The sequence below is a fragment of the Paenibacillus sp. 01L418 genome, from assembly GCF_056400045.1.
Window position 1 is genome coordinate 24,904 of record NZ_JBFTSN010000028.1, and the last position, 10,924, is coordinate 35,827.

Genomic DNA, 10,924 nt, shown 5'->3' on the forward strand with positions numbered 1-10,924 from the left:
ATGACGATTATTGCCCCTTCTATATTATCGGCCAACTTTGCAAGGCTAGGAGAGGAAGTTCAAGCAGTCGAAGCGGCAGGAGCAGATTGGATTCACATCGACGTGATGGACGGACATTTTGTCCCCAATCTAACTTTTGGACCGCCGGTCATTTCAGCTATCAGGCCTGTGACGAAGCTTCCTTTTGATGTGCATTTGATGATTGAACGTCCGGAACTTTCAATTGAGGACTATATTGCAGCAGGCGCGGACCGCATTACTATTCATGCTGAAGCTTGCGTGCATTTGCATAGAACCGTTCATTACATAAAAGAAAAAGGGCTGCCTGTGGGCGTAGCGATTAATCCGGCAACACCTGTTTCTGTGCTGGAGCCTATTTTGCATGATCTTGATCTCGTGCTTATTATGACGGTTAACCCTGGATTTGGGGGTCAGAAGTTCATTCCTTATTCGCTTGTGAAGCTGCGCCAGCTTCGTGCGATGCTGGAGGAGCAGGGACTAGATGATGTTCATGTCCAGGTTGAYGGTGGTGTTAATCAAACAACGGCAGCAGTCATTCGTGAAGCTGGCGCTAATGTGCTTGTGGCAGGAAGTGCCGTGTTCTCAGAGGTAGACCGAGCCGCGGCAATCGCGGTATTGCGCTAGGAGGTACTGCGATGAATGAACGGTTGAAAACAACACTCTGGCTGTTGATGTATACATTTCTTGCCGGACTGCTGCTAGCGCTATTCTCGATGATATCGGGTTTTTATCGGTATCTCTTCTCGCTGCTCGCTTTGTACGTGGGCATTCGCTTTTTCCGGAGATTTGAAAAGCTAGGCATGCGAATCGCTTTTTTCGCGCTATCGATAGTATTTTATTTACTAATTGCTGTCGTTGGAGCGGCTATTATATATATAAGAGATAATCCAATGCCAATAACGGGCGCATAATAGGCTTTCCCCTCAGACGCACTATGGAATAGGACAAACTGACGACGCATAGGATGTTTACATGAGCGTAGTAATGTTGTCACGGATAAATTCGATGAGCGTGTCTGAGGAGGGATGAGGCATGAAATTTTATACAATCAAACTGCCTAAATTTTTGGGCGGGTTCGTAAAGGCGATTTTGAATACCTTCCAAAAAAATTAGGTCTAGATGCTGCAGGACACCCTTCGGCCGTGATCGTAGACAAGCAAAAAAAAAAGCACCTGAGCGCTCAGGTGCTTTTGTCTATGGCCATTGCCATCATTATACGCGTGTAACTTTACCAGCTTTAAGTGCGCGTGTGCTAACATAAACACGTTTCGGTTTACCATCAACCAAAATGCGAACCTTTTGCACGTTTACGCCCCAAGAACGACGAGTTTTGTTGTTTGCGTGGGAAACGTTGTTACCTTTACCAGGTGCTTTACCTGTAAGAAAACATTTGCGGGACATGACTACACCTCCTTTAAATCTTGCTTGAACAAAACGGATTCCATTAATATGGCTTCGTTATGCGTGAGGAAAATTTCATTCGTAAGCGAAATAACATTTAAACACACTTGAATATCGTATCACAAACATTGGTTCTGTTCAACCTAAATATAAGGACAAGGATGTTCTTTATCGCTTTTAAAGCGAGCAACCATGCAGAATAACTGGATTTATTGAACAGACTTCTATAAAGGAGCCGTTTATAGTACAATAATACTTAGTCCATAATACATACAGTAAGGGAGTGTATTTCCATGCCAATGCAGCTAAGCACAGAATTAGGTTCCATACATGTCTCAGACCATTGCATAGCCATTATTGCGGGCTCTGCGRCCATGGATTGTTATGGACTTGTCGGGATGGCTTCACGCAAACAGCTAAAGGACGGAATTGCCGAGTTGCTCGGACGAGACAATTTGACTCGCGGCGTTGAAGTTAGACGAGTAAATGAAGAATTGCATATTGATCTCTACATCATCGTAAGCTATGGAACAAAAATTTCCGAGGTAGCGCATAACATTCAATCCAAGGTAAAATATGTGCTGAACGACGTAATCGGTCTACAAGTGGAAGAAGTCCATATAATTGTGCAGGATGTCAGGGTACTTAAGTAACAGGGAGGGAAATTTCGTTGAGTAAGCGCTTTATAAACGGATCTGATTTTACCGCAATGGCACTGCTCGGCGCGGATTATTTACAGCGAAACGCAGAGCACGTTAATGCATTAAATGTATTCCCAGTGCCGGATGGCGACACGGGAACAAACATGAACTTAACGATGTCCTCAGGCGTTCGCGAGCTGCGCAGCAAGCCGTCAAGCAGCATTGGAAAAACGACAGAAGCCTTATCTAAGGGGCTGCTGATGGGGGCTCGGGGCAATTCCGGCGTTATCTTGTCACAGCTGTTCAGAGGTTTCTCCAGGTCGCTTGCCGGTCTTGAAGAAGCGGGAACGGTGCAAATAGCCGCTGCTTTGCAATACGGTGTTGACCTCGCTTATAAAGCTGTCGTAAAGCCTGTAGAAGGAACGATTCTTACCGTTGCCAAGGAAGCTGCGAAGCATGCCGTTCAGTACGCCCGTAGAACGAGTGACGTGGCTGAGTTGATGCACGAGGTGCATCAGAAGGCATATGAAGCTTTGCAGCGTACGCCTGATTTATTGCCTGTACTAAAGCAGGTTGGCGTAGTCGATTCTGGCGGACAAGGTCTCGTGTTTATTTATGAGGGTTTCGTACGCAGCCTAGCAGAAATCGATGGCCAGCTTGATACTTATTCGATGCCGTCAGAAGCAGCTCCACCTGAAGAAGTGGCTGTTCCTATTATCGTGCCACCAATTCGCAAGCAAGAGCCGATCTCGGCACAAGCACGCTTAGCGACGGAAGCTATTGAATTTTTATACGATATGGAATTTTTTATCAATCGCAAGCTAAGCGGACAAGCGGGAGCGTTTTTTGATGAATCCGCTTACAAACGTGCTCTTGGGAAAGATGGAGACTCTATATTGGTCATAACAGAAGACGATATTATTAAAGTTCATGTACACTCTCGCAAACCGGGAGACGTACTGAACCTATCGCTTCCTTACGGAGAATTAACCGATATTCATATTCTTAATATGCGCGAGCAGCATCGTGATTTACTTGAGCATGAGGCAGAGGATTCAGCCGTTGTTGACTATTCTGCAGCAGAACTGCTTGCAGGGCAGGCCGTACAGGGAGTTCCGCCTGGTCAAGTATTTGAATGGGCGCCGTTTGGAATTATTGCTGTTGCTCTAGGCGAGGGGATTACGAACATTTTCCTCGAAAATGAAGTGGATACGGTATTGTCTGGTGGTCAGACGATGAATCCGAGCACAGAAGATTTTGTGAAGGCGATCGAGGCTCTGTCAGCAGAGCATATCTATATATTACCGAATAACGGAAATATTATTTTGGCAGCTGAACAAGCTGCTGAGCTTAGCGAGCGGAATGTTACGATTATCCCAACTCGCACGATACCTCAGGGTTTAGCAGCTGTACTTGCTTTTAAGGAAGACGAGACGGCTGAACGAAATAGCGCATGGATGAAAAACGCTGCTGAGCAGGTTATGTCGGGACAAGTAACAAAGGCTGTGCGAGATACGACCATTGAAGGTGTGGATATTCGCGAGGGCGATTACATCGGCATTAAAGAAAAGACGATAGTTGTATCCAAAGCAAGCTTGCTCGAAGCCTGCCAATCGCTCATTGCTAACATGCTCGATGCAGGTGGAGATTTGCTGACGATTTTGTCAGGTGAGGATGCGGAAGCGACAGAAACGGCGTCGTTATGCGAATGGATCGGAGAGCAGTATCCTGATCTGGAGCTTGAATTGCAAAAAGGCGGACAACCGCTGTATCCGTATGTTTTTGCTTTGGAGTAAATGTAATCGTTCTAACAATGGGAGGAAATGGCCATGGGAAAGGTCCGAATAGTAACGGATAGCACATCTGATATTCCGGAAGAGGTCAAGAAGCGCTTGGGGATATCGGTAGTTCCCCTTAAGGTGCTGTTTGGCGAGGAGACGTTTCTAGATGCCGTGACGATTACGTCCGAACAATTCTACGAGAAGCTTGCGCAGTCATCTGTTCTTCCTACAACATCTCAGCCATCACCAAACGAGTTCTCAGAAGTATATGAGCGCTTGCTTGCGGAGGACGCTGATTCACCTATTATTTCTATTCATTTGTCGGCCGCGCTCAGCGGTACGTATCAATCGGCTGTCATTGCTCATTCCATGCTCGAGCAAGAAGCGGATATTACGATAATCGATTCTAAATCTGCTTCATACGGGTTCGGACTACGTGTTGTGAGAGCTGCCGAAATGGCACAAGCAGGCGAATCGAAAGAACGGATTATCGAAGAGATTGAGCGTCTTGAGCGCAGTACTAATTTATACTTTCTAGTCGACACGTTGGAATATTTGCAAAAGGGCGGAAGAATTGGCAAAGCATCCGCGCTGATCGGTTCGATTCTTAACATAAAGCCTATCTTATCTTTGGACAAAGATGGGGTTGTGCTAGCTGTAGATAAAGTGCGCGGCTCTAAGAAGGCGATGGCTCGTATTATTGAACTATTGAAACAATCGTATGGCGATGAGCCGGTCGGTATGACTATGGCTTACTCTTTCAGTAAAGACACAGCTGAGGATTTGTGTGAGCTATTGAAAGCCCAGTTCAATGTACAAGAAATGAACTGGACGACGGTAGGTGCTGTTATCGGCACGCATACGGGACCTGGCACATCGGCCGTGTTTATGTACAGGATGTGATCGTAAAATGACTCTTGATCAAATTTCTGTTCGGCAAATCAAAGGCGTGAGTGCTCCCAAGGAATTGGAGCTTCACGCCTTTGGCGTGAGAACAGTGGCGGATATACTTGATTATTTTCCATTTCGCTATGAGGATTATCGCATTCGTGAGCTGACCGATGTAAAGGAAGGCGAGAAGGTGACGGTTCTAGGACATGTCCGAGGCATTCCAATGCTGCAGCGATATGGAAAAAGCAAATCAAGATTAACATGCAAGGTTGAGGTTGGGCAGTGGCTCGTGACGGCAGTCTGGTTTAATCGGCATTTTCTGCAGGACCAGCTTGTCATTGGCCGTGAGATTATGCTTACGGGCAAGTGGGAACAACAGCGCCTGCAAATGACGATATCGGATTCGGAGTTTCCTGGCAGCGGCGGACCGGCTAAATCAGGAACGCTGCAGCCGGTTTATTCGGTAGGCGGAAGCATCACACAGCCTTGGATGCGGAAGACCGTGCGTCAAGCGTTGACGCAATATGGGTCGATGATTGAAGAGATTTTGCCGTTTGAGCTTGTGGAGCAGCATCATTTGATGCCCAGACGCGACGCGGTGCATCGCATTCATTTGCCGGATGATACGAAGGAAGGACTGCAGGCGCGCAAACGATTGGTATACGAGGAGCTGTTTCTGTTTCAGTTGAAGCTCCAAGCGTATCGGGCTCTTAATCGCAAGCGGAATGATGGCATCGCACATCGAATTGAGAGTGAAACGATTCGTCAATTTGCCGCAACCCTTCCGTTTGAGCTGACAGATGCTCAGAAGAAGGTCGTTAATGAAATTTGTGTCGATATGAGAAGGCCGTCCTGCATGAATCGGCTGCTTCAAGGTGACGTTGGCTCCGGCAAAACGGTTGTGGCAGCTATTGCACTGTATGTTGCGGTGAAATCAGGTCATCAAGGGGCTTTGATGGTGCCAACAGAAATACTGGCTGATCAGCACATGCGCTCGCTTACAAAAATGTTCGCAGAGCTCGGAATTGAGGTTGCTCTTCTAACGGGAAGTGTAACAGAGCGCAAACGCAGGGATGTGCTTGCGGGGCTTCAAATGGGCATGATTGATATTGTCGTTGGAACGCATGCTCTAATTCAGGACGATGTTTTTTTTCGGAGCCTTGGGCTCGTCGTTGTGGATGAACAGCATCGTTTCGGTGTCAATCAGCGGAGCGTGCTGCGGCGCAAAGGGATGAACCCCGATGTGCTTACGATGACAGCAACGCCGATTCCGAGAACAATGGCGATTACCGCATTCGGCGATATGGACGTGTCGACGATTCGCGAGCGGCCGCATGGGCGCAAGCCGATTAAGACGTATTGGGTTAAGCACAGCATGATGGAGCGTGTGCTCGCTTTTATAAGGAAAGAAGTAAATAAGGGGCGTCAAGCTTACATCATCTGCCCGCTGATCGAGGAGTCGGAGAAGCTCGATGTGCAAAATGCGATTGATCTGTATGTGCAAACGCAGCAGTCGTTTCCAGATTTGCGGGTAGGCCTGCTGCATGGACGCCTTTCAGCTGCGGAGAAAGAAAGCGTGATGGGTGCTTTTGGCGCAAATGAAACGCATGTGCTTGTGGCGACGACGGTCGTTGAGGTAGGTGTCGACGTTCCTAATGCGACACTTATGATCATTATGGATTCGGAGCGATTCGGATTATCCCAGCTGCATCAGCTGCGAGGACGTGTAGGGCGGGGAGAGCATCAATCACATTGTATATTAGTAGCTGATCCGAAATCAGAAACGGGACGCGAGCGAATGAAGGTCATGACGGACACGGATGACGGATTTGAAGTGTCTAAGCGGGATCTTGAGATTCGTGGTCCGGGCGATTTTTTTGGCACGAAGCAAAGCGGATTGCCAGAGTTTCGTTTGGCCGACATGGTTGCTGACTATGAGCTGCTGGAGCTTGCTAGGGATGATGCCGCTGAATTAACAGGACGAGATGATTTTTGGACGAATGAGTCATTCGTTAGATTGCGCAGCTTGCTGGAGCAGGATCAATTTTTTCAAGGGGAACAGCTGGACTAGGCAATATTCACCTCCTTTCGGCATATAGTTTAACGATGTGACTGGATTGCCTGATGGAGGTGTCAACGAAGTGAGTTACCAAAACTATGGGATTAAGCCTCAGCTGGTCGAGCGTGTTAAATACAAAATGAAAAACCCTGCTGTGAAGGAACGGATTAGGGACCTGCTAGGAAATGTGACCAAATACGATTTGCAAGACCGGCCAAAGGTTAGACGGCTTGTGAAAGCGGCGTCCGTTATTTTGCAGGAGCAGCTTACGGATACACAGGAAGACCAGATTGTTGCTTTCATTATGGCGCAAAAGATTGACCCGARCAACACGTTTCACTTGCTGAAACTGTGGGGGATGTTTCGCTGACCGCTTTGGTCAGCGATTTTTTTTTATTTGGCAACGGGAACATCGTTCCGCTAGGTTTGCTGCTACCATAGCTCGAGCTGCTCGTCCACTTCAATGCGCTCGATTAAAGAAGAGTCGTCGTTTCGGACGCTTCCGACTGCAAGGGAGACAGGGTAAGCTTCAAGCTCATGCGATGAGTATGGCTTAAGGAGTGGAGTGATCATCTTAACGTCCGTTACCGCGCGGTTCAGCCACAGCTGCTCTGCCTCGGGCCGCAAAATGACCGGCATGCGATCATGAACCTCGGAAACGAGCTCGTTTGGCGTAGTTGTTAAAATCGTACAGCTATTTATTTTGGTCCCTTCAGGAGAAATCCAGGTCTCGTACAGACCGGCCATGCTGAATAAGGAGCGGTTCTTGAGTACGAAGCGCATCGGCTGCTTGCCTTGTGCTGTCGTTTTCCATTCATAGAAACCATCGGCAGGGATGAGGCAGCGCTTGCGCTGCAGCGGGGCCTGAAAGGCTGGTTTGCTCGCTGCTGTCTCTGATCGAGCATTCAGCATCTGGAAACCAATTTTCGGATCATCCGCCCATGGCGGCACAAGTCCCCACTTCAGCTCGCCTAGCCGATTATTTTGGCCATCATTTATAATGGTCAGCACCTGCTGGCTCGGAGCTATATTATATTTCGGACGGTGAAAAGGTACCATCGTTTCTTCGATCATATACCTAACCATCAGCTCTTCCAACGTAACTGTGAGTGTATACCTTCCGCACATGGCTGTCATCTCCTTTCTAATGCTTTTATTATACATCGTGAGCGCTCGAATCGCATATGTTGCATACACGGTATGACGAACTGCTCCGTGGCTGATACTGGATATATAGGGTTTAAACTAGGCAGCAAGCTTGTATAGTCAACGACGCGATAGGAGGAGCACTGACAATGGACAAAAAGCATGAGGGACGGTCTTATCGCCGTACATTCGGTTACTGGCTAGGGCAGCTGCTCGCGCTCCCCAGTGCTGCGTTTGACTATGCAGTAGGCAAGTGGGGGGCAATGAGCGCATCGGATGCGATGATTGCGGAAGCAACACCGCTGCAGCTTTCAGCTTCTTCCGTTGCAAAATTGAAGTATGCATGGTCGAAGCATTTTGAATCTGCTGATGCTTCAGCAGTGACAAGCTGGAATGAAGAGGAACTTGCGCTAATCGAACGAATTCGCGCTGAGACTGCTGCTGCCAATCGGAATAACGTGACGAGAACGGAAGCTTATCGTATTTTGTATTTCCGCACTCCGGAGCTGCACTGGGCGCTGCTTGCGCATATGGTGTCCCGGAATGGCGGCTGGAATATGACTGACTTGCAAGGCGAGTGGCTTCCATGGCTGCTGAACTCGGAACAGCGGTTAGCTGTGTTTCGTTTTTTGGAGCAGGCGAATGCATTGATATTTCAAGATGCTTATCCACAGCTGCTCTTGTATGAACGGAGCAGGCGCGAGGGGAGGAGCTTGTTCCATCTGCTGCCTGCTTTTGGCGTATCCTCGTTTATGGCGCCGGTCTGGAAGCAGTACTGGCGAGATCGCGACGCGGTGCCGCTCACGATCGCATTAATCGTTAATGAGCAGCATTATATCGAGCAGCGTGCTGTACAGCATCCCTTTTTTCGAGAGAAGGTGCTGCATACGTTATTTTTTGGTCTGCAATCGCTGCTTCAGCTGAACGGGGTTATTTTCCCCTATGGCAATGGCCCGGGAAAAGGGGAAGGAGCGTTTGCGCTGCGGCTCTCTGGTCTTATTTTGGAGCGGTTTGAAAATATAGAAGAGAGAATTGAATTCGGCAAGCGTCTATATGCGATGTTATTCGGTGTGCCGCGCGTCTATGAAGGAGCTAGATCCTTCGCTGCTGCGGTTAAGCATACAGGCTCGCGTGCCGACTACGCGCCGCATATGTTTACGCGTGTACGTCAGCAGCCTCCACAGCCAATTTATAAGGAGCGTCTGCTGGGTGCACGTTTAAAGCCTGGTGCTGAGCCGCTTTACAGCCCAGAGCTTAGTGCAGCTTGGAACGATCAACCCCTTGAAATGCCGGAGCCTGGGGATTGGTTTACGTCCGTTGCCGACATTACGCCTTATTTTCAAAAGCTGCCAATGCCGCATTCTTTTGAAATTACGAATGAATATGGGCTCATGCTTAACAAGATCGAATTGGCTGTTCTTGCGGTGCAGCGTGGCAATAAGTGAAACCCCCGGACTTCGACACTTGTTGGCGGAGCCGGACGAGATCGAGGGAAAAAGCCAGAAGCGATACAAAATAATATCAAAAGAAAACAGGAACTGCTTCGTTGGCCCTTCTGCCAGTTGAGCAGTTCCTGTTCAAGGATGAGTTCTACTTTAGGCTGCTTTGAGCGAAGCTAACGGAACAGAGCACTCCTTATTCCCAAGCAGCAGCGCCTTCAATATCGTAAATAGAGAACCATTCGCCATCGACCATGAAGCGGCCTTTCAGTTGATCTACGCGGTCAACGATTCCGCTGACGGTCAGTTCCTCTTGCGGATGAAATAAACGGAGCGTGATGGGCTGCCGCTGCTGCAGCGATTCTGTCACGGAGCGGGCTACATGTTCCCATTCCTGCTCATCTAGCYCCACCCGTTCACGCAGCCGCAATGTCTTCTCCTGCTCATTGATTGCGACTTTATGCTCGGGCAGCATCATCCGGCTCGACTCCCAAAGTCCGTTTCCTTCAAGTTTTTTTCTCATTTGTAATGTCCTCCGATCTTCTCAGAGCGGTGCTGTGCTTGCCCCGCATCCGTAATGGACACCGCTCTCAAAATAGTGGCATCCCCATATTTCCTCTTCAAGGCGTCCGTCGCCCGCTCAAGCGCCATCGTCTTCTCGCGGTTCGGATCAAACAGGGAAAGCTGGTATTCGTCATCCTGCGAAAATTGCGATAGGCTGACGCCAACCTTCCTTACGGGATAACCGTCCCAATGCCGCAGCATCAGCTCTACCGCGGCCCGATAAACCTGATTCGTGACGTTTGTCGGATCGTCCATCTTCATCTGACGGCTAAAGCCCGTAGGCCGATCATAATCGGCACCCATTAATCCGACGGAAACGACATGCCCCATATATCCTTTGCCTCGGCAGCGCTGGCAAACGAGCTCGGTCAGCTCAAGCAGTACAACTTTGATCTCCTCCAGCTTCCCATAGTCACGCGGGAGCGTCATCATATGCCCGATGGCCTTGGGCGCAACCTGATGCGTGCCCGGCGTTACGGGACTTTTGTCAATTCCGTTTGCGATGTTCCAATACAGCTCCGCGTTGATATCGGAGTTTTTGCCGAATTTACGGCGCATCATCAGCTTCAGCTTCTCAAGCGGCGTTGCCGCTAATTGGCCGATCGTCTCCAGTCCCATCGATTGGAAGTGCCTCGTCATCCGGCTGCCGACCATGAACATCTTGGAGACGGGCAAGGTCCAGAGCGTATCCTCAAGATTGTCTCTGGAGAGGGTGTAAATGCCTGCATCGTTTTTTTTCGCATAGTTGTCACAGGCCGTCTTAGCCAAAATTTTATTCTCCGCAATACCGAAGCGGGTGTACACTCCTAGCTCTTCTTGGATGCGGGTTTGGATATGATGAGCCAGCTCATCCGGTGAGCCGTACAAATGCAGCGAGCCCGTCACATCGAGAAATTGCTCATCGATTGAATAAGGTTCGACGAGGTCTGTGTAGGATTGATAAATGCTCGTAATCATCATGGAAACATCGATATACAGCTG

13 protein-coding genes are annotated in these 10,924 nt (G+C 48.8%); 9 read left to right on the forward strand and 4 right to left on the reverse strand.

Annotated elements, in window-relative coordinates:
• From rpe to spoVM, 3 genes are all read left to right on the forward strand, one after another.
• A complete protein-coding gene (rpe, locus tag AC1DSE_RS06605) occupies nucleotides 1–645 on the forward strand; it encodes a ribulose-phosphate 3-epimerase (protein ID WP_477511464.1) in 645 nt (214 codons plus the stop codon).
• Between the two features lie 11 nt (nucleotides 646–656).
• On the forward strand, nucleotides 657–932 hold the full coding sequence (locus tag AC1DSE_RS06610) for a hypothetical protein (RefSeq protein WP_477511463.1): 276 nt from the start codon (nucleotides 657–659) through the stop codon (nucleotides 930–932).
• Between the two features lie 121 nt (nucleotides 933–1,053).
• Nucleotides 1,054–1,134, forward strand: a complete 81-nt coding sequence (spoVM, locus tag AC1DSE_RS06615) for a stage V sporulation protein SpoVM (RefSeq protein WP_010345573.1) — start codon at nucleotides 1,054–1,056, stop codon at nucleotides 1,132–1,134.
• A 99-nt stretch (nucleotides 1,135–1,233) separates the two neighbouring features.
• Here the strand turns inward: spoVM and rpmB are convergent, their stop codons facing one another.
• Nucleotides 1,234–1,422 carry a 50S ribosomal protein L28 gene (rpmB, locus tag AC1DSE_RS06620; RefSeq protein ID WP_053375639.1) on the reverse strand — a complete coding sequence of 63 codons (189 nt, stop codon included), beginning with the start codon at nucleotides 1,420–1,422 and terminating at the stop codon, nucleotides 1,234–1,236.
• 293 nt (nucleotides 1,423–1,715) lie between these two features.
• On the opposite strand from rpmB, the gene AC1DSE_RS06625 reads away from it, so the two are divergent.
• The 5 genes from AC1DSE_RS06625 to AC1DSE_RS06645 all read left to right on the forward strand — a co-directional run bounded on the left by AC1DSE_RS06625 (nucleotide 1,716) and on the right by AC1DSE_RS06645 (nucleotide 7,164).
• Nucleotides 1,716–2,075 (forward strand): Asp23/Gls24 family envelope stress response protein, encoded by a 360-nt coding sequence (locus AC1DSE_RS06625; protein ID WP_477527511.1) that lies wholly within the window; start codon nucleotides 1,716–1,718, stop codon nucleotides 2,073–2,075.
• 56 nt (nucleotides 2,076–2,131) lie between these two features.
• Nucleotides 2,132–3,859 carry a DAK2 domain-containing protein gene (locus AC1DSE_RS06630; protein ID WP_477511468.1) on the forward strand — a complete coding sequence of 576 codons (1,728 nt, stop codon included), beginning with the start codon at nucleotides 2,132–2,134 and terminating at the stop codon, nucleotides 3,857–3,859.
• A 33-nt stretch (nucleotides 3,860–3,892) separates the two neighbouring features.
• Nucleotides 3,893–4,747: a DegV family protein gene (locus AC1DSE_RS06635; protein ID WP_441881406.1), complete on the forward strand. Its 855-nt coding sequence runs from the start codon at nucleotides 3,893–3,895 to the stop codon at nucleotides 4,745–4,747.
• 7 nt (nucleotides 4,748–4,754) lie between these two features.
• The gene (gene recG / locus AC1DSE_RS06640) at nucleotides 4,755–6,806 is read left to right on the forward strand and encodes an ATP-dependent DNA helicase RecG (RefSeq protein WP_076268278.1); all 2,052 of its coding nucleotides are present in this window, start codon (nucleotides 4,755–4,757) and stop codon (nucleotides 6,804–6,806) included.
• A gap of 70 nt (nucleotides 6,807–6,876) precedes the next feature.
• Complete coding sequence (locus AC1DSE_RS06645) at nucleotides 6,877–7,164, forward strand: stage VI sporulation protein F (protein WP_477527512.1); 288 nt, start codon at nucleotides 6,877–6,879, stop codon at nucleotides 7,162–7,164.
• Between the two features lie 62 nt (nucleotides 7,165–7,226).
• Here AC1DSE_RS06645 and AC1DSE_RS06650 read toward each other — a convergent pair whose 3' ends face one another.
• Nucleotides 7,227–7,922: an SOS response-associated peptidase gene (locus tag AC1DSE_RS06650; RefSeq protein WP_076268280.1), complete on the reverse strand. Its 696-nt coding sequence runs from the start codon at nucleotides 7,920–7,922 to the stop codon at nucleotides 7,227–7,229.
• Between the two features lie 167 nt (nucleotides 7,923–8,089).
• Between AC1DSE_RS06650 and AC1DSE_RS06655 the strand changes: the two genes are divergently transcribed.
• On the forward strand, nucleotides 8,090–9,385 hold the full coding sequence (locus tag AC1DSE_RS06655) for a DUF2515 domain-containing protein (protein WP_477511462.1): 1,296 nt from the start codon (nucleotides 8,090–8,092) through the stop codon (nucleotides 9,383–9,385).
• 190 nt (nucleotides 9,386–9,575) lie between these two features.
• On the opposite strand, the gene AC1DSE_RS06660 is transcribed toward AC1DSE_RS06655, so the two are convergent.
• Nucleotides 9,576–9,902, reverse strand: coding sequence for a YolD-like family protein (locus AC1DSE_RS06660; protein ID WP_477527513.1), 327 nt, complete (start codon nucleotides 9,900–9,902; stop codon nucleotides 9,576–9,578).
• Nucleotides 9,899–10,924, reverse strand: a 1,026-nt coding sequence (locus AC1DSE_RS06665; RefSeq protein ID WP_477527514.1) for a DNA polymerase IV, incomplete at its 5' end; no start/stop codon positions are given. The genes AC1DSE_RS06660 and AC1DSE_RS06665, both read right to left, overlap by 4 nt.